The sequence below is a fragment of the Gloeotrichia echinulata CP02 genome, from assembly GCA_038087035.1.
GTDB classification, from domain to species: Bacteria; Cyanobacteriota; Cyanobacteriia; order Cyanobacteriales; family Nostocaceae; genus Gloeotrichia; species Gloeotrichia echinulata.
In genome coordinates this window covers 5,707,879-5,723,993 of record CP051187.1, presented here as the reverse complement: position 1 = coordinate 5,723,993, position 16,115 = coordinate 5,707,879, and the positions used below count along the sequence as shown (strand labels likewise).

Below are 16,115 nucleotides of genomic sequence, written 5' to 3'. Positions count from 1 at the left end.
ACAACCCTTACGCCTCTTGCCTTTCAGCCGCTGCATAATTTTTCTCAATTACGAGCTAGCGGGATAAAAAGGAGGATAAAAGCTACTGAGTATCAATAAAAAATATATTTTCAGTATGATAAAGTTTGGTATGAGAGAAATCGCTAGAGGAGCGTAAAGCTTATCGCGAGGCTAATAACGACTACTAGATGCAATATTGGCTCTAGCTCGCCATCGCTCTCCCTGTACCATGAAAAATTATTCCAAATCCTGATCACGGCAAAAAACATGCGCCCAAACGTAGACGCTCAGAAAATTGAACGCCTGATGCAAATCTTAGGTCGAGAAGCTCAAGGTTCAGGCTGCATTTACTTTACAGGTGGTGCTAGCGCTCTCCTGATTGGTTGGCGTAGTTCCACAGTCGATGTCGATATCCGTCTAGACCCTGAACCTCCAGGCATTTTTCAGGCAATTGCTAAACTTAAACAAGACTTGAACATCAATATCGAATTGGCTTCTCCACAGGATTTCTTACCAGCTCTTCCAGGATGGCGAGAGCGGAGTGTGTTCATTGGCAAACGAGGTCAAATCTCGTTCTATCACTATGATTTTACTGCCCAAGCTCTCTCTAAACTCTCTAGAGGATTTGATCGTGACCTTAATGATGTCCAAGCCATGTACGAACAGAAATTATTGTCCTTGAAACAGTTACGAGATTGTTTTGAAGCCATTGCACCCGAATTGATTCGATTTCCTTCTCTTAACCCTGACGTAATTAGAAGCAGAGTTGATAACTTCATCGCACGTTCAGAAGCTAATCCAAAGGAGGGTCGGTCATGAGGCTAAATGAGTTACCAGGAGCAGAGTTAATCTTGCCTGGACTAGATGACCTTCGCAATGGTAAGACGAATACGATTGGGTCCTTGTTAGTGACAATCGCTGCAACACGCTTAACCGCAGCAGGTATAGATATCCCCAAAAATCATTTAGTCCCAGAACCAGAGTTAACCCTGTATTCCTACCTTCAAGCTGAACGAGATGATGCCTATTCCTACTACAATGCTTTGTTGGGTTGCCTCAATAGCTTTTGCAATGCACTTGAACTCAGTTACAAATATAAGCTGTGATAGCTAAATTGAAACAGGAGATTCTAGATAAATAGTTGGCTCTTGCATAGTAAATTCTATACCATGAGTCTGAAGCTTTTCCGAGATAGATTCATTGGCTAACTCTAACAAACGCTTGCGGAATTCAATCGAATTTTCATTTGAACCTAAGATAAAGAAACTCACCCTAGCACGAACTCCCTTGAGATTATCTCCATAGGGAAATAAACTAATTTTTGTACTGTTTGGATCTATGCCAAACAATGAGCAAGTACTTTCCTTAATGACTTTTTCTAACAACGCTTGTTCAAATCTCTCTAACTGTCGAGCAAAATCAAGATATAGTAAGACCATAACCTTTTTCCCTCTGGTTACATTTTCTATATCTACTGAGGCCATCAATGAGTTGGGAACCACTATGAGGGTACTTTTTGCGAGTGTTCGCAGCTTCGTTGAACGCAAACCAATAGACTCTACACGCGCCAATAAAATTCCTTGTGAACTTAAACTAACACGAATATATTCTCCAGCAATAAAAGGACGATCCAGGTAGATAACAATTGTTCCCAAAATCTGTTCTAAAGTGTTTTGAGCCGCAAAAGCAACTGCTATACCCCCAATCCCTAAACCAGCAAGTAAACCAATCAAATTAATGTTCTGGCTTTGAGCAAATGCTATCGCCACAACAAATCCAATGATAATGTTAGCAATTGTTTCAAAAACGAGTACTAACTCATCAATCTCAAAACCTAGTTTACGAATCAGTTCAATTCCATACACACGGACGAAATTCCGAAAAAAACCAGAAATTAATGCACCGAGGGTAACAGCTATGGATAGGTCAGAGAAAAATTTCAAGAATTTGTACAATCCCGTGTATTGTTGAATCAGATTGAGACAAACTCCAATGAGAATTACTGTTGCTACTATCCCAATTAGCTTTTCAAGGGAATTGGTTAATTTTTCATAAACTGTGAAAAATATTTGGGGTGAAAATCTTCTAACAATTGTATTCAGAAAGCGGGGGAATGATTTTCCAAGTATGAAAGCCAGGAAAATAAAAATTAAGAAAACTGCTAGTTGAATTCCAATTGTAATCAGCAGTTTTTGCGTCGCTTCATCCAATGAAAACGAAGGTTTTATATTCAAGAGAATTTGCATTTCATTCCAATAGTTAATTTAGATAGTAATGGGTGCATCAACATCAACCGCCCTTTCTTCAAGGTCGAAAGCAATACCATAACCTTTTAATTGCAGAGTTATGCTTTGTTTCGCTATATCTATCAACTGGCGGCGCATTTCCATTGACATCTCACCAGAACCGAGAATGAAAAAGTTGATCTGAGCCTGAGTAACATTAACTCTTGCCTCTGGGGTAATATCTTTAAGTATCACATCCGAATTGCGAGAGTCGATCAATACATTAATTTTTGCATCTCGGGGAATTTCTTTAAATATCACATCTGTATTCCGAGAGTCGATACCAAAAATTTCTCTGGTACTTTCTAATATGACTTGCCGAATTAAAGCACTTTCATCTTCTAGCAATTGTTTATAGAAAGTTAGATAAACCAAGGAAACTAATTTTTTCGCTCCTGTAAAGTTCTCGATACTCATATTTGCCAGGGAACTATTAGGAACTATAGTTAAAGTTCCTTTGCCAGAATTACGAATCTTTGTAGAACGCAACCCAACTGATTCAACTCTACCAAATGTGCCATCAGGTAAACCGATATAGTCATCAATGACAAAAGGTCTATCAATATAGAGAATGATTCCACCCAACAATTGCTGCAAAGTCTCTTGTGCTGCGAAAGCGATGGCTAATCCCCCAAGTCCTAAACTTGCTGTTAGCGCAAAAACATTTATCTGGTGTGTCTGAGCAAAAATGAAGAAAATAATGATAAAAATGACTGCATCTGCTATGAGATTAATAACTATTAGTAACTCACTGTTTATTTTGCGGCTTAAGGCATTTTCTTGCAAGTAAGTGTCGTAAAATCTCTTAAACAAACGAGAACTTAGCCAGCCTGTCGTAATAGCTACTAACACCGATAGCGCCAATTCTATATAGTTGACCCAATTAGGTTTGGGAATTATTAATAAAGTTAAGTCAAGCAGAATTAAGATTATATTTAATACCAAAAAATTTTGATAATTAGAGATGACTTTGCTATATAATCTTCTGCCTTCAACAGATAAGAAACGAGTTGTGATTGATTCAGTCATTTTTTTCAATAAAAACACTAGCAAAAATAAGGTAGTAGAAAAAACTACAGCTACGCCTATGGCAGAGGTAATTATGACAAGAGGTAAGAGATTATCTCCAATCGTTTCCGAGAAAAAATTGATATCCAAATTAAACATACCTAAAATTATACTAAACATACTGGCGCATAAAATACCAGTTCCTAGTAAGGACTTTAGTCCTTATTTTCTCAGCATTAAAGTGCTTCTTACTACAAATCCTGAAAAATAGTTTGTTAAAATTCTATTAATTTGCGTTTAAGTATCTGTAGGCTAGGCATTGCCAAGCACATCCGGGTTTTGTAAGGCATAGCCCTAGCTACGTGTATTTCAAAAATCAAATAGGAGTCCTATATTAATTTGCGTTTAAGACTTTGAAAGATTTCATGATCAGTCAGGGTTTAACATCATCGGCAATAACCATAATTTAACCTGATATCAACAGCAGTAAACTTGAATCCACGGGTTTTTAATAGATAGTTAGATGAACCCCAGCCACATTTTAAAACAGAAATATACTCTGTTGTCTAGTAGTCCCATGTAATTTCACATCTAAAAGGAATACCGGGAGGATGACAAAAACCTTTGAACCAAAGACGCAGCAAGGGTTTTGAACGGTTAAGTCATGAAAAAATGGACATCATGTTCCGAGTTTATTGATTTCATTCTCATTAATCACAGTCCGACAGTCTGATTTTACTGTTAAATTAGATTCCCAATTTGCTTGACTCGTTTCCATGCTTACACTCCTAAAAACCTTATGAGATAAGGCTTTTAGACCATATCAATAACTCAGTATAACATAGAGTGGTATTATAAAGCAAATTTTGTCTATGTAAATTACACATGGGAATCGAATTCCGATTCTATGGGTTAGCGTTTAAAAGCGACACTGGTCAAACGCCCAGTACAATGAGGATGGAACTGGTAAAGATAGACCATGATCCTGGTTTCACTCAACAAATATTAACAGCACAATAGGTTATATACTTATGCAATTAAAAACAAAAACACACTATTACACACCTGAAGAATATTTAGAACTTGAAGAAAAGGCAGAATACAAAAGTGAATACCGTGATGGAGAAATCGTACCTATGACTGGCGGAACAACAACTCACAATAAGATTGCAGGCAATTTTTATGCTTACTTAAAGTTTGGTCTCAGAGGGAAAAAATACGATATTTATATTGGTGCTGTCCGTTTGTGGATACCCCGTTATCGTCAGCATACCTATCCCGATGTCATGGTAATTGAGGGAGAACCTATGTATACGGAAACGAATACAACAACTGTAATGAATCCTTGTTTAATTGCCGAAGTGTTATCTAAATCCACAAAGAATTACGACCAAGGAGATAAGTTTCTTTACTATCGCTCTATTCCCGAATTTAAGGAATATATTTTAATTGATCAATATAATTATCATGTGATGCAGTATGTCAAAACTGCAGAAGGTCAATGGTCATTTACTGAACTTGAAGGTGAATCTGCAATTTTATCACTGCAAACGATTGATTTTCAGCTAGCACTGAGCGAACTTTATGAGCAAGTAAATTTTGCTGATGGCGACGAAGATTAATATTTATTTTTTGAATTATAGCGTTATCAGGTATAAGAACCCCACCCCCAACCCCCTAAGCGCAAGCGAGGAGCTTGCTTTGATATTACAACCATCCCTATACTCCCACTGTCCTATTAAACATGAATTTTTAAGGTTGGTAATGGATGTGGTAGAGACTGTTTATCATCAGAAAAATCACAGATAGATTGAAAAGGGCAAAAGCGACAGTGAGAACCTGGATTTGGTGGAAATATTTGGCTAAAATTACTAGCTTCTTGCTGATATTTTTGTAAATCTTGTTGGTGCTTTAGCGCAATATTAGCTAACTCAAATTCTAAAGATTCTAACTCGCTATGATTAACAGTAATTAAATCGGATTTTTTACATATTTCTAAATTATAAAATGATGCAACAGCATGATGACCAGGATAAAGATAATGGGCAGCTAGCAAATAAACTAATGCCTGTCGTCTGTCAAAGGTGGATTTTCCTGTTTTAAAATCTAAAATATGCAACGTGTGATCAGAATCAATAAAAACGCAATCCATAGCTGCATATAAGCGGAAACAATAATCATCCTGGTCAATTAAAATCGGTTTGGGAAAGCCTTCATCGCCTGGGGTTAATTGGATAATGTTTTTATCCAAAAGCAATGGCGCATTGTGATATTTTCTCAAAATTTGCAACACACGCTGCTGCACTTCGTAAGCTGCGTAGCTCAATTTGAGAATTTGGGCAACTTTTTCGACACCATCGGATTGCTTTAACAGATGTCGATTATGATGAAATTCATAAACGCCTTTTTGGGCGAGTATACCAATCCGCTGGGGTGCAGTGGCCCTTGCCAGCAGTGCTTTGACTTGGGCTTCATTTTGACGCGCTTTGACAAACCCCCGTCTCATCTGGCAATGCCAGCGTTCTTGTCCCATCGCTGGGGCAACTAAAGACCAAAGGTGATAACTGGCAAAAGGGCGATCAGGGGTTGACATTGCATTAGAAGCAGTGAGAAAAAATACGGTGGAGATACTTGCGGCTACGCACGCTTTGCGGGAAGCTTCCTATAGTATTCAAGTTCGACGGGAGACAGTGGCAAACATGAGCGCTAGTAGCAATTCCAGCAAAATAAAATTTGGCACTGACGGCTGGCGAGGAATTATCGCCGATGACTTTACTTTTCCCAACGTGCGGAAAGTAACTAGGGCGATCGCCAGTTATTTGGAAACAGCCTATAGCAAAGACAGACCAGTTCTTGTAGCATACGATACGCGATTTTTAGCTGACCAGTTTGCCCAGACAGCCGCCCAAGTCCTGGCAGACTTGGGTTGGACGGTTAAAGTTACTGATCGGGATTGCCCCACACCAGTAATCGCTTACAACGCCCGTCACTTAAATTCAGCGGGGGCGTTAATGTTTACTGCGAGTCATAATCCTGCACCATACTGTGGGATTAAATATATCCCTGATTATGCTGGACCTGCCACTCCAGAGATTACTGATACTATTGTGGCAAACATTGAAAGTGCATCGGATGCGCTGCCTAGTAGCAACCCATCAGGTTCTATTTCTATTTTTGATCCCAAACCCGATTATCTGCAATTTATCTACACCTTACTTGATGTAGAAAAGATCAAAAGTGCCAATTTAAAGGTTAAATACGACGCGCTGTATTCTACTTCTCGCGGCTACTTAGATGAAGTTTTGCAACACAGTGGTGTGGAGTTAGAAAGTTTCCACGCTTGGCGGGATGTGCTATTTGGCGGCGGGATGCCAGAACCCAAAGGCGAACAACTGGTAGAGTTAGTAGAAGCAGTCCGCCGAGATCATGCTGATTTAGGTTTGGCAACGGATGGCGATAGCGATCGCTTTGGGATTGTCGATGAACTAGGTAACGTCCTCACCCCCAACACTGTGCTGCTATTGCTAGCACGTCATTTAATCAAAAACAAAGGTAAAACCGGCGCTATTGTCCGCACTGTGGCTACAACCCACCTGCTGGATAATTTCGCCGCTAAATATGGATTGCCAATTTATGAAACAGCCGTAGGCTTTAAATACATCGGTGAAAAAATGCGGGAAACCACCGTGTTGATTGGTGGGGAAGAATCAGGCGGTTTAAGCGTGATTGGGCACATCCCCGAAAAAGACGGCGTGTTAGCCGATATGTTAGTAGCAGAAGCGATCGCCTATGAAGGTAAACCCCTGAGTCAACTTGTCAAAGAAGCGATCGCCGAAGCAGATGGGCCGTTGTATAATAACCGTCTCGATTTACACCTCACAGAGTCCCACAAAATAGCCGTTATCGACGCTTTCACCAAAAACCCACCGACAGAAGTCGCCGGGATTAAAGTTAAAGAAGTCGGGCGTAAAGACGGGATTAAGCTGTATTTAGAAGAAGGTAGCTGGGTGTTACTGCGTCCCTCTGGTACAGAACCACTGGTGCGGGTATATATGGAAACAAATTCGCCAGAAAAACTCAGCACAATCGCGCAAGAAATGCAGAGTGCGATCGCTAAACTAGAGTAAGAGTTTGATCACTAAGAGTTAGCTTAAACAGCAAGAAGCCCCGCACCATACACTTCGTGTTGGTGTCGGGATGAATTGCGCGACAAAAAGGAGACGCCATTCAATCAATTTTTACCGCAGGTGAAACAGATTGAATGGCAGTCGAGTTTTTGTCAATTTCTGGATTCGGTAGTGAATCGATAAATTCTTCTAAAACTTGTGTCATTGTTTTATCAACTTGTATTGAATATAACTGCAACTTATTATATCTACGTTCAGACATCCTTAACCCTAATCTTTTTCATGATGGCTGTACATTGTTTGTACATTCATGCTAGCATATAACAAGTTAAGTGAGAGGTCGAATCACGATGAAAACAACTTACCAGTATCAGTTTTACCCAGATACTAATCAAAAGATAGAGCTTAACGAGTGGTTAAGAATATCTCGTTATTGGTACAACCGACAATTGGGTGAGCGGTTTTCATGGTGGCAGAACAATCACTTGCAGCTAAAAGCGTTTCCTTTTTGGAAAGACACTTTCCCTGGTTTATTTGAGCGGCCAAGTTACTACTCTCAAAAGTTGCAATTACCAGAAATAAAGAAAGATTTTATCAAGGTAATGCATAGTGGAGAGTTACTAGATTTTTCTCGTGTTAATTCAACTGTTTTGCAAGATATTTGTAAGCGAGTTGATAAGGCTTTTGAAAGGTTTATAGTTGGTGATAAAAAGGGTAAGCGTTCGGGTAAGCCACGTTTTAAAACAGCAGCTAGTTTTGGCACAATGACTTTTGCAAGTGCTAAAGATGATTGGATTAAACTAGTTCGGAAAAACTGGTTATATCTAAGATTACCTAAATTGGGTGTTGTACAAGTCAGAATGCATCGACCTTTGCCCAGTGGTTTTAAACTTAAACAAATCAGCGTAACCAAAAAAGTAGATGGTTGGTATATCCAGATGTGTCTGGAAGATACCTCTGTACCTGATTTTAATCCTGATTTAATTGTTCCAGCTTGGGATAATTCAATGGGTTTGGACGCTGTTTTACATGGTGATGATTATCTGGCTACATCCGCAGGTGACAAACTACCTTCTTTAAAATCACTACGTAAAAACCAACATAAACTGGATAAAGTATCAATCAAGAGAAATAAAAGAAAACCTGGTAGTAAACCTAGAAGAAAACTAGCTAAAAAAGAAGGTAAACAGCATCAACGTATCGCTAGAAGTCGTAAGGATTTTCAATATAAGACTGCCCATAAACTTGTAAGAAGTGGTAAGAAAGTATTTTTCCATGAAAAACTTAATTTACAAGGTTTGAGTAAAAGAAATGCACCAAAGCCAGACGAAAATGGTAAGTTTTTACCCAATGGACAATCAGCAAAGTCTGGATTAAATAAATCTTGGATGGATGCAGCATTTGGACAGTTTTTTGAGATATTAGGTTACATAGCCGCAAAAGCTGGTGCCGTTGTGATACCTCAAAATCCTGCTTATACTAGTCAAATTCTCAGTTATCGGAACGAGATAGTATTTCCTAATCTTGATACTAGAGATTACTGGGATGAGATTGAATCTTTGAGAGTTGATAGAGACATTAATGCCGCTATCAATTTGAAGAGACTTGGCTTGGGCATTATGCCAAGTATAAAACGCCGTAGTAAGAAAATAGACATAGTTGGAACTATGTCTGACAGTATTACAAAGGAAATTTTGAACATCCTTAACAGGACTTCAGAAGCCTACACCATACCCGTAGGGTTGGTGTAGGAGATGTCACGAGTCAAACATTATATCGCCAAGTGTAGGGGCACGGCAGTGCCGTGCCCTTACGGGTGTACCTCACGCTTGTCAAGAAACGCTATAATTCCTAACTGTTGTCAAAATTATGAAAACTATTGTTAATTTATTAATATCTGTAGTTATAGCTGTTTGGGTAGTGGCGATCGCGATTATCTCAGTCCAAAATGCCACACCAGTATCGTTAAAATTCTTTACATTGCAATCGATTCAGATACCCTTTGGTTTATTATTGGCCTTTAGTGCTGGTGTGGGGTTAATTGGGATAGCAATATTGCAGCCTTTGTGGGCTTTGGGTGAATCTCCCCAAGATTCACGATTGGATGAGGATGCTGAGTTTTTTGTCGATGATGAAGATTTTTGAAGATTTACAACAACTACTGCAAATAGGTTTCTGTGGTAGATTGAGTCTATGAAGTTTGAGTGGGATGAGCGTAAAAACCAAAGCAATATAACAAAGCATGGTTTTGACTTTGCTGACGCTTACCGCATCTTTAATTTCCCGATGCTTGTCTCCCTGGATGATCGAGAGGACTATGGTGAGGAGCGATATATTGGTATTGGACTACTTGATGGAAGAGTCATAGTAGTTGTTTACACCGAGCCTGATGAGGCAATAGTTCGTATCATATCATTACGAAAGGCACTGTCTCATGAACGAAAACGCTATGAACAATACCTCAAGAACCGATTGGGCTAGAATTGATGCCATGAGCGACGAAGATATCGACACCTCAGATATTCCACCCTTGTCTGATGAATTCTTTGCTAAAGCACAATTACAAATGCCCAAGTCATCTGTAAAAATTACAATTCAGATAGATTCTGAAACTTTTGCTTGGTTTCAAGCACAGGGTGACACTGCACAACAGCAGATGGCTGTAGCATTAAAAATTTATGCAGAAGCACACAAAGCTTATCCAGAGTATTTTGGGAAGTCAGCCTAATTTGGATCAAAGATAATGCCATACAGTCAATTCAGTATAGAAACTGTGGAGACAACCTTTGGAATCAGCATTATGGAAGCTGCGGGAATTTTTGCTGATATATCCCCAGTAGAATACAGTGATTTTTTGGCACAAATCCTCAAAAGATATCTACCATTAGCATTAGCGATTGGCACTGAAAAAGCCCGCTCTGAATTAATATTGACACCAATTCTTGTAGAACTCAAGGAGCAATTACAAAATCAAATCAGTTTGTTTTCAGGTCGAGAATTTAACGTCAGTCCAGAAAAAGGTTTAAATGGTTTTTGCGATTTTCTGATTAGTAAATCGCCAGAACAGATAATTATTAAATCACCAGTTATTGCTTTAGTAGAAGCCAAAAATGATAATATTCAATCTGGCTTAGGACAATGTATTGCCGAGATGATAGCCGCACAGTTATTTAACCAGCAAAAAGGAAATGAAATCCCTACTGTTTATGGTAGTGTAACTACTGGTACTAACTGGAAATTTATGCGCCTGACTGGGCAAATAATTGAGATTGATTTAAATGAATATTTTATCAATGATGTGGGAAAGATTTTGGGAATTTTGAACCATTTTTGTGAATCAAGTAGTAATATCAAGTCTGGATAATTAGTTATGATTCACACAGCCATTGCATTCCACCCCAAGGTAATATTTTATTTGTGATAATCTTGTAAGATCAAGTTATATTGCAACGTATCACAGATACAATGTGATGTGAGGCGATCGCCATCATCCCGTCCCAAAATGGCGCACAACACCAAGAAATTCTGAAGCGCATATTGTATATTTGAACTAGTAGAATAAATAAGCTAGCTGTCTATGGACATGAATACTTTGCAAGAAATTGAACGCGCTGTCAGTCAACTTTCACCAGAGGAACTTGCTGCTTTTCGTGCTTGGTTTGCAGAATTCGATGCGGAAGTCTGGGATAAAAAATTTCAGGCTGATGTAGTTGCTCTTAGGCTTAATTCTTTGGCAGAAAAAGCTCTGCGAGACTTGCGCGAGGGACGCTGTACTGATTTGTGAGATACCGAGCCACTCCAGATTTTTGGTATTGCTATCGACAGTTACCTGCTAATATCCAAGAGCTAGCAGATCGATGCTATGAGTTGCTTAAACAAAATCCTCGGTATCCATCACTGCATTTTAAAAAAGTGGGTAGTTTTTGGTCTGTACGAATCGGGTTGCACTATCGAGCAGTTGCTGTAGAGCAAGATGCTGATCTAGTTTGGTTTTGGATTGGTTCACATGCTGAATATGACAGACTTTTGGGGAATGATTAGTAGATGATGCCAAGAGGCGAAGAAAAACTTTGCATCTTGGCATCAAATGTTATTGTGCAATGCTGGCTATAAAATTAAAATGTCCATTCGTGGTTTGGATCATCTAACGCAGCACGGACAGAAGCTATGTTAGCCAGCTCTTTGAATGGGCTGAATTTAGCGATTTCTGTGATTGCATTTAAGGTAAGTGCTAGTTGCTCGTTATTGCCAGATGCGATGGCACTATCAACTACAGCAAACAAAGCCCGAAAGTTTTCTGCACGTTGATCAAATGAGCGATCTAAATACGCCATCAAAAACTCTCGTTGGGCGTTAATTTTAGCGATCGCTTCTTTTTCCCAAGCATCAATCTCTCTTCGCTTCGTCTGTTCTTGCTCGGCAATTATCTTGTATTCAGCGTAAGCCGAAACAATTTGCTGTAGGGATTCAGCAGGGTTGATATCTTTGAATAATACTGTAGTAACTTTATTTACCGACATTTCTAATTACCTCCCAAAGTACGATACTTTGCACGGATAGTCGCAGTAGCAGGATTTAACTGCCCTTCACTATCTAAAACAGGAGTTTTCATGATTTCTGCAAGAGCTTTTACTACAAGTGCTACCTGTTGAAACCTAGTAGCGTCCCTATTTTTGTTAAATGACGGCAGTGATTCTAGTTCGTCTAAACCCATAGCAGCAAGATCATTGAGAGTTTTAAGCAAATCCATTAACTCGGTAATTCGCCGTTTTACTTGTTGCATAAAGTCTTTTGCTGTTTCAATTTTAGCGATCGCAATGTTGACTTCAGCTTCGTACTCCCGCGCTTTGGTTAAAGCTTTCTCACCTTCACCAGCAAGCACAAAGCCTCCAATTAACACAGCAGGTCCAACGGTAATACCACCTAACACCAGAGAACCAAGAGCCATACCGCCGCCACCGGCTGCAAGTGAGCCACCACCCAACCACGCTAGAGTTGCATTCCAGGCTGCAGCACCGCTGAGTCCTCCTATAAGTGTTCCAGTACTGGCTACTCCTACAGAGGTAGCAAGACTCATTGCACCACCGTATCCTGCTGCTGCTGCACCAACAGCCTTAGCACCACCTTTGAAAAACTGTTCAGCTTCTACTGCAGCAGTTTTGTACTCTTTTATCTGTTGAACTGAAATTCCGTCCAGTCCTTCTAAAAACTCCTTCTCGTTTTGTTTTGCTTTACCAATATTTCGTTCAATAAAGTCAACAAAGCGCCCAATTGTGTTTTTCATTACATCAAGCTGAAGCTGACCATACTCTTGTGCAAGCTCGTTAGTCGCCTCCCAGTCTGCTTTCAAATCGCTGACAGCATCCTCATGACGCTTTTGGGCGCGGTTACCAATTTCTTTGGCTTCATTCATGTCGGAAAAACCTACAGCGCCTGCACCTACACCAAGAACAGCGCCAGCTATAGCAACAGCACCCAAGATAAGTGGAATCATAAAATACTCCTGATTGTGATTAGCTGTAAAAAAGGTTTATGAACGAATTTTTGCGACTACCGTTGAGTAATCGTATACATATATTTCCCTGAGTAACGAGCTAATCACCATTGATGAAGCCGATCCATGTGAAACTTTGATAAAGTTTGGGTGAGATGATTATGGTGAAGCAACTGTGAGCTTTTTTGTAGAGCGTTCAGTAGACCTCTTGCGTCCTCATTTTCGCGCTCTTTCTTTGCGCCTTTTCTTCGAGACGCTCCGCGAATGCGCCTTTGCGTGAGAATGAGGTGAAACTTTCAAGTTAGGATAAGGGACAAAAGGATTGATTATCTCCACTAGCGCCCAAGTATTGATAGCCAAGCGTAGAAATTCACACAGCATCAAAATGAAAATTAAAGCAGTTATCTGGCAAGAAGACGGTGTTTGGTGTGGTTCTGTACCTGCTTTACCAGGATGTCACACTTGGGGAGACAGCTACGAACATCTGTTAGAGATGCTACAAGATGCGATTCAAGGTTGGTTGGAAGTAGCCAGCCAGCAACAAGAGGTTGAACCTGAAAAACAGTTGATTGAGCTATCGCTATGAAAGCGATTTCTGGTAAAGCCCTGTGTAAAATTTTAGAACGGCAAGGTTGGCAACTCAAATGGATTACTGGTAGCCATCACATTTACGCAAAAGCAGGTGTTGACGTGATTCTTTCGATTCCGGTTCACAGTAATCGGGATTTACCTATTGGGACTTTGAAAAGTATCATGAAAGATGCTCAACTTACCGAAGAAGATTTGGACTAATACCAAGTTGCGATCGCCTACACACGACAATTAGGTAAACTCAAACAGGGACAAAAGGATTGATTATGTCCACTAGCGCCCAAGAAATATACACAGAAGTTATCAGTAAACTGTCACCAACAGAGCGGCTACGCTTGGCAAATCTAATTCTGAATGATTTAGTTGAGCAAAACTTGTCTGTCATCGACTACAGCGATACCTGGACTGACGAAGATCAGCTTGATTTAGCATCCTTCTGTTTGCAGCACGCAGCTTCAATTTTTCCTGACAGCGAGGAGACATCTGAGTGACATTTAATCCTGGTGATGTGGTTACAGTCGATTTTCCTGGTGTCACAGGAATCAAGCGCCGTCCGGCTGTAGTACTGTCATCCGCAACTTATAACAGCATCCGTCTTGATGTCATAGTCGGACTGATAACTACTCAGACAAACGCACTGGGAGTGACTGACTACGCACTTCAAGACTGGTCAGCAGCGGGTTTGCGCGTGGCGTCGGTATTCCGAAGTTTTATTGTGACACTTCCACCCTCTGCTAATTTAGTTTTGATTGGTCATTTGTCAGAACGTGATTGGCAGGGTGTTCGAGTCTGTGTGAAGATAGCACTTGCTGAGTTGGATGATTCTAATTGATAGCCAAGCGTAGACGCACAGCGGCTTGTCGATAGACATCGCCTACACATCGCGATTAGATAAGCTAAGAATGAGCGATCGCTCAGATGATGACGAAACAAACTGGAGCAGATGGGAAAATAAGGTGAAGAGCGATCGCCTACCCACGACAATTAGGTAAACTCAAAATGAGCGTAAATTACCAAAATATTATTACGATTGAACCAGGGAAACGAGGTGGTAAGCCTTGTATTCGCGGAATGAGAATTACAGTATATGATGTTTTATCATATCTTGCCTCTGGAATGACCTACGAGGAAATACTTAATGATTTTCCTTATTTGACACAAGACGATATTTTAGCTTGCCTAAGCTACGCAGCTGATAGAGAAAGACAAATGCTGATGATGCAAGCATGAAGTTACTATGTATCAAGGGCTACCCTACAGAACAGCTTAACGACAGCTATCAAAGGGCACGTCGCCAAGCAGCCCAGCAAACGGGTATGCTGATTTCAGTATTTCCAGAAGAATGTCCCTATTCTTTAGAATTAATCTTGGATGAAGACTGGCTACCAGCAGAAAGCCACTCCCGCATTTCTCACAAGGAGAGAAGGGATTGAACTTGGCAGATTGAACTCTCCCAAAGCGCGAACCTCACGGGCGAAGTAAGAAGTAAGAAGTAAGATTCATTACTCATTACTCATTACTCATTACTCATTACTCATTACTCATTACTCATTACTCATTACTCATTACTCATTACTTATTTAATTATTGAGATGTGGTGAGAAATTCGGGCACTGAGGTATTTAAGCCAAAGTTTCCGGATCAACACCCAAAAGCTTTAACCTTTCCGCCAATAATTGCGCCCGTTGTTCTGCTTCCACCCGTCGCTGTTCTTCAAAGCGAATGCGTTCTTCTGCTTCGCGAATGCGTTCTTCCGGCGTCAGCAACCTTTGTCCTTCCTCGTCATACCAAAATAGCCATTCTCTGGCTATACCTTGATAAATTCCTCGTTCTCGCCCAATTCCCAAACCAATCTCCGGTAGCCAAACAGGACTTCCACTCATCAGGATATATTCCCCATCTACTAGCTGATACACCTCCAGAGGAGGCTTTTTACGACGATTGGGACTATAGACAACGTAGTATAAAATTCCTAATTCTTTGGCATATAATTCTTTTTTCGTACTATATTCTCCGTGATATGTTTGGGAAACAACTTCTAGTGCCAAAATTGGCAGATGATTTTCTTCCCACAGCACATAACTCAGACGCAAATCCTCATCAATAAAACGCTTCACACCTAAGCTGAGAAAACCATTAGGAACAATTGCAGGTTGATCAGGGCGATAATAAATACCCATATCAACGCCAAAGAAGTAATCCCAACGGTCTGACCACAGTAAAGTCAGCGTAGTTTCTAAAAGAGCAGGAATCAGATGTTGTACTTGATTATCCACAGGGGTTTCATCAGAATCAGGTAGCTCTTCGCAAGATGGCAAACAATGGAGTAGATTGTAGTTTAACATGAGTAATTTTGCCATAACTAAATTCTACATTGATTGTAGAAATTATAATTAAATATCTGGCAAAAAGATTGCGATTGATAAAAAAACTACAGATACATATCGCCACACCCAAATATACCGTAGCTGCACAAAAAAAAAGGGCAGGCATAAAATCCACCCTCAAAGTCATAATTAATTTCCAGTATTAAGCACTTAGGACTTACGCACTTGTGACGAAAAATCAGCCTTTGCGATTACGTCGCTACCCTCGTAATGACCTAAAATC

General features: G+C 40.1%; 26 protein-coding genes. 19 read left to right on the top strand and 7 right to left on the bottom strand.

Annotation, left to right across the window (positions count from 1 at the left end):
- The first annotated feature begins 267 nt into the window (after window positions 1-267).
- Together HEQ19_25375 and HEQ19_25370 are read left to right on the top strand one after the other, a co-directional pair.
- The gene (locus tag HEQ19_25375; protein ID WYM02323.1) at window positions 268-819 is read left to right on the top strand and encodes a DUF6036 family nucleotidyltransferase; all 552 of its coding nucleotides are present in this window, start codon (window positions 268-270) and stop codon (window positions 817-819) included.
- Window positions 816-1,106 (top strand): hypothetical protein, encoded by a 291-nt coding sequence (locus tag HEQ19_25370; protein WYM02322.1) that lies wholly within the window; start codon window positions 816-818, stop codon window positions 1,104-1,106. The genes HEQ19_25375 and HEQ19_25370 overlap by 4 nt, the downstream gene beginning before the upstream one ends.
- A gap of 3 nt (window positions 1,107-1,109) precedes the next feature.
- Here the strand turns inward: HEQ19_25370 and HEQ19_25365 are convergent, their stop codons facing one another.
- A complete protein-coding gene (locus HEQ19_25365; GenBank protein ID WYM02321.2) occupies window positions 1,110-2,234 on the bottom strand; it encodes a mechanosensitive ion channel domain-containing protein in 1,125 nt (374 codons plus the stop codon).
- Window positions 2,235-2,264: 30 nt separating this feature from the next.
- Window positions 2,265-3,314, bottom strand: coding sequence for a mechanosensitive ion channel domain-containing protein (locus tag HEQ19_25360; protein WYM02320.1), 1,050 nt, complete (start codon window positions 3,312-3,314; stop codon window positions 2,265-2,267).
- Between HEQ19_25360 and HEQ19_25355 the strand changes: the two genes are divergently transcribed.
- Both HEQ19_25355 and HEQ19_25350 read left to right on the top strand, forming a co-directional pair.
- Window positions 3,298-3,564, top strand: a complete 267-nt coding sequence (locus tag HEQ19_25355) for a hypothetical protein (protein ID WYM02319.1) — start codon at window positions 3,298-3,300, stop codon at window positions 3,562-3,564. The genes HEQ19_25360 and HEQ19_25355 overlap by 17 nt on opposite strands.
- A 760-nt stretch (window positions 3,565-4,324) precedes the next feature.
- Window positions 4,325-4,915: a Uma2 family endonuclease gene (locus HEQ19_25350; protein WYM02318.1), complete on the top strand. Its 591-nt coding sequence runs from the start codon at window positions 4,325-4,327 to the stop codon at window positions 4,913-4,915.
- A 116-nt stretch (window positions 4,916-5,031) separates the two neighbouring features.
- Here HEQ19_25350 and HEQ19_25345 read toward each other — a convergent pair whose 3' ends face one another.
- On the bottom strand, window positions 5,032-5,886 hold the full coding sequence (locus HEQ19_25345) for a PD-(D/E)XK nuclease family protein (protein ID WYM02317.1): 855 nt from the start codon (window positions 5,884-5,886) through the stop codon (window positions 5,032-5,034).
- 106 nt (window positions 5,887-5,992) lie between these two features.
- Between HEQ19_25345 and HEQ19_25340 the strand changes: the two genes are divergently transcribed.
- Window positions 5,993-7,420 carry a phosphoglucomutase/phosphomannomutase family protein gene (locus tag HEQ19_25340; GenBank protein ID WYM03610.1) on the top strand — a complete coding sequence of 476 codons (1,428 nt, stop codon included), beginning with the start codon at window positions 5,993-5,995 and terminating at the stop codon, window positions 7,418-7,420.
- Between the two features lie 100 nt (window positions 7,421-7,520).
- Here HEQ19_25340 and HEQ19_25335 read toward each other — a convergent pair whose 3' ends face one another.
- Window positions 7,521-7,682, bottom strand: coding sequence for a hypothetical protein (locus HEQ19_25335; GenBank protein WYM02316.1), 162 nt, complete (start codon window positions 7,680-7,682; stop codon window positions 7,521-7,523).
- Window positions 7,683-7,770: 88 nt separating this feature from the next.
- Here HEQ19_25335 and HEQ19_25330 point away from each other — a divergent pair, with 88 nt between their 5' ends.
- From HEQ19_25330 to HEQ19_25300, 7 genes are all read left to right on the top strand, one after another.
- On the top strand, window positions 7,771-9,171 hold the full coding sequence (locus HEQ19_25330) for a transposase (GenBank protein ID WYM02315.1): 1,401 nt from the start codon (window positions 7,771-7,773) through the stop codon (window positions 9,169-9,171).
- Between the two features lie 118 nt (window positions 9,172-9,289).
- Window positions 9,290-9,565, top strand: coding sequence for a LapA family protein (locus HEQ19_25325; protein ID WYM02314.1), 276 nt, complete (start codon window positions 9,290-9,292; stop codon window positions 9,563-9,565).
- Window positions 9,566-9,613: 48 nt separating this feature from the next.
- Window positions 9,614-9,901 (top strand): BrnT family toxin, encoded by a 288-nt coding sequence (locus HEQ19_25320; protein ID WYM02313.1) that lies wholly within the window; start codon window positions 9,614-9,616, stop codon window positions 9,899-9,901.
- The gene (locus HEQ19_25315; protein WYM02312.1) at window positions 9,855-10,148 is read left to right on the top strand and encodes a BrnA antitoxin family protein; all 294 of its coding nucleotides are present in this window, start codon (window positions 9,855-9,857) and stop codon (window positions 10,146-10,148) included. The genes HEQ19_25320 and HEQ19_25315 overlap by 47 nt, the downstream gene beginning before the upstream one ends.
- A 15-nt stretch (window positions 10,149-10,163) precedes the next feature.
- Window positions 10,164-10,784, top strand: coding sequence for a hypothetical protein (locus HEQ19_25310; protein ID WYM02311.1), 621 nt, complete (start codon window positions 10,164-10,166; stop codon window positions 10,782-10,784).
- Window positions 10,785-10,997: 213 nt separating this feature from the next.
- Window positions 10,998-11,204 (top strand): hypothetical protein, encoded by a 207-nt coding sequence (locus HEQ19_25305; GenBank protein ID WYM02310.2) that lies wholly within the window; start codon window positions 10,998-11,000, stop codon window positions 11,202-11,204.
- Window positions 11,201-11,461 (top strand): hypothetical protein, encoded by a 261-nt coding sequence (locus tag HEQ19_25300; protein ID WYM02309.1) that lies wholly within the window; start codon window positions 11,201-11,203, stop codon window positions 11,459-11,461. The genes HEQ19_25305 and HEQ19_25300 overlap by 4 nt, the downstream gene beginning before the upstream one ends.
- 74 nt (window positions 11,462-11,535) lie before the next feature.
- Here HEQ19_25300 and HEQ19_25295 read toward each other — a convergent pair whose 3' ends face one another.
- A complete protein-coding gene (locus tag HEQ19_25295) occupies window positions 11,536-11,940 on the bottom strand; it encodes a hypothetical protein (protein ID WYM03609.2) in 405 nt (134 codons plus the stop codon).
- A gap of 2 nt (window positions 11,941-11,942) precedes the next feature.
- Window positions 11,943-12,914 carry a hypothetical protein gene (locus HEQ19_25290; GenBank protein ID WYM02308.1) on the bottom strand — a complete coding sequence of 324 codons (972 nt, stop codon included), beginning with the start codon at window positions 12,912-12,914 and terminating at the stop codon, window positions 11,943-11,945.
- A 385-nt stretch (window positions 12,915-13,299) separates the two neighbouring features.
- Between HEQ19_25290 and HEQ19_25285 the strand changes: the two genes are divergently transcribed.
- From HEQ19_25285 to HEQ19_25260, 7 genes are all read left to right on the top strand, one after another.
- Entirely contained in the window at window positions 13,300-13,500 is a 201-nt protein-coding gene (locus HEQ19_25285) for a type II toxin-antitoxin system HicB family antitoxin (protein ID WYM03608.1), read from the top strand.
- The gene (locus tag HEQ19_25280; protein WYM02307.1) at window positions 13,497-13,706 is read left to right on the top strand and encodes a type II toxin-antitoxin system HicA family toxin; all 210 of its coding nucleotides are present in this window, start codon (window positions 13,497-13,499) and stop codon (window positions 13,704-13,706) included. The genes HEQ19_25285 and HEQ19_25280 overlap by 4 nt, the downstream gene beginning before the upstream one ends.
- Before the next feature lie 65 nt (window positions 13,707-13,771).
- A complete protein-coding gene (locus HEQ19_25275) occupies window positions 13,772-13,996 on the top strand; it encodes a hypothetical protein (GenBank protein WYM02306.1) in 225 nt (74 codons plus the stop codon).
- Entirely contained in the window at window positions 13,993-14,337 is a 345-nt protein-coding gene (locus HEQ19_25270; GenBank protein WYM02305.1) for a type II toxin-antitoxin system PemK/MazF family toxin, read from the top strand. Before HEQ19_25275 ends, HEQ19_25270 begins: the two co-directional genes overlap by 4 nt.
- 25 nt (window positions 14,338-14,362) lie before the next feature.
- Window positions 14,363-14,497, top strand: a complete 135-nt coding sequence (locus tag HEQ19_31335) for a hypothetical protein (protein ID WZI67014.1) — start codon at window positions 14,363-14,365, stop codon at window positions 14,495-14,497.
- Between the two features lie 7 nt (window positions 14,498-14,504).
- Entirely contained in the window at window positions 14,505-14,735 is a 231-nt protein-coding gene (locus HEQ19_25265) for a DUF433 domain-containing protein (GenBank protein WYM02304.1), read from the top strand.
- Window positions 14,732-14,938 (top strand): DUF29 family protein, encoded by a 207-nt coding sequence (locus tag HEQ19_25260; protein WYM02303.1) that lies wholly within the window; start codon window positions 14,732-14,734, stop codon window positions 14,936-14,938. The genes HEQ19_25265 and HEQ19_25260 overlap by 4 nt, the downstream gene beginning before the upstream one ends.
- 189 nt (window positions 14,939-15,127) lie before the next feature.
- On the opposite strand, the gene HEQ19_25255 is transcribed toward HEQ19_25260, so the two are convergent.
- Window positions 15,128-15,850 (bottom strand): Uma2 family endonuclease, encoded by a 723-nt coding sequence (locus HEQ19_25255; protein ID WYM02302.1) that lies wholly within the window; start codon window positions 15,848-15,850, stop codon window positions 15,128-15,130.
- Window positions 15,851-16,115 lie beyond the last annotated feature (265 nt).

Excerpts from the sequence above, each read along its gene's own strand:
- HEQ19_25280 (WYM02307.1), top strand. The coding sequence starts at position 13,497 with ATGAAAGCGATTTCTGGTAAAGCCCTGTGTAAAATTTTAGAACGGCAA.
- HEQ19_25275 (WYM02306.1), top strand. The coding sequence starts at position 13,772 with ATGTCCACTAGCGCCCAAGAAATATACACAGAAGTTATCAGTAAACTG.
- HEQ19_25340 (WYM03610.1), top strand. The coding sequence starts at position 5,993 with ATGAGCGCTAGTAGCAATTCCAGCAAAATAAAATTTGGCACTGACGGC.
- HEQ19_25255 (WYM02302.1), bottom strand. The coding sequence starts at position 15,850 with ATGTTAAACTACAATCTACTCCATTGTTTGCCATCTTGCGAAGAGCTA.
- HEQ19_25285 (WYM03608.1), top strand. The coding sequence starts at position 13,300 with ATGAAAATTAAAGCAGTTATCTGGCAAGAAGACGGTGTTTGGTGTGGT.
- HEQ19_25290 (WYM02308.1), bottom strand. The coding sequence starts at position 12,914 with ATGATTCCACTTATCTTGGGTGCTGTTGCTATAGCTGGCGCTGTTCTT.
- HEQ19_25360 (WYM02320.1), bottom strand. The coding sequence starts at position 3,314 with ATGACTGAATCAATCACAACTCGTTTCTTATCTGTTGAAGGCAGAAGA.
- HEQ19_25325 (WYM02314.1), top strand. The coding sequence starts at position 9,290 with ATGAAAACTATTGTTAATTTATTAATATCTGTAGTTATAGCTGTTTGG.
- HEQ19_25265 (WYM02304.1), top strand. The coding sequence starts at position 14,505 with ATGAGCGTAAATTACCAAAATATTATTACGATTGAACCAGGGAAACGA.
- HEQ19_25315 (WYM02312.1), top strand. The coding sequence starts at position 9,855 with ATGAACGAAAACGCTATGAACAATACCTCAAGAACCGATTGGGCTAGA.
- HEQ19_25320 (WYM02313.1), top strand. The coding sequence starts at position 9,614 with ATGAAGTTTGAGTGGGATGAGCGTAAAAACCAAAGCAATATAACAAAG.
- HEQ19_25350 (WYM02318.1), top strand. The coding sequence starts at position 4,325 with ATGCAATTAAAAACAAAAACACACTATTACACACCTGAAGAATATTTA.
- HEQ19_25295 (WYM03609.2), bottom strand. The coding sequence starts at position 11,940 with ATGTCGGTAAATAAAGTTACTACAGTATTATTCAAAGATATCAACCCT.
- HEQ19_25310 (WYM02311.1), top strand. The coding sequence starts at position 10,164 with ATGCCATACAGTCAATTCAGTATAGAAACTGTGGAGACAACCTTTGGA.
- HEQ19_25345 (WYM02317.1), bottom strand. The coding sequence starts at position 5,886 with ATGTCAACCCCTGATCGCCCTTTTGCCAGTTATCACCTTTGGTCTTTA.
- HEQ19_25370 (WYM02322.1), top strand. The coding sequence starts at position 816 with ATGAGGCTAAATGAGTTACCAGGAGCAGAGTTAATCTTGCCTGGACTA.
- HEQ19_25260 (WYM02303.1), top strand. The coding sequence starts at position 14,732 with ATGAAGTTACTATGTATCAAGGGCTACCCTACAGAACAGCTTAACGAC.
- HEQ19_25330 (WYM02315.1), top strand. The coding sequence starts at position 7,771 with ATGAAAACAACTTACCAGTATCAGTTTTACCCAGATACTAATCAAAAG.
- HEQ19_25375 (WYM02323.1), top strand. The coding sequence starts at position 268 with ATGCGCCCAAACGTAGACGCTCAGAAAATTGAACGCCTGATGCAAATC.
- HEQ19_25335 (WYM02316.1), bottom strand. The coding sequence starts at position 7,682 with ATGTCTGAACGTAGATATAATAAGTTGCAGTTATATTCAATACAAGTT.
- HEQ19_25305 (WYM02310.2), top strand. The coding sequence starts at position 10,998 with ATGGACATGAATACTTTGCAAGAAATTGAACGCGCTGTCAGTCAACTT.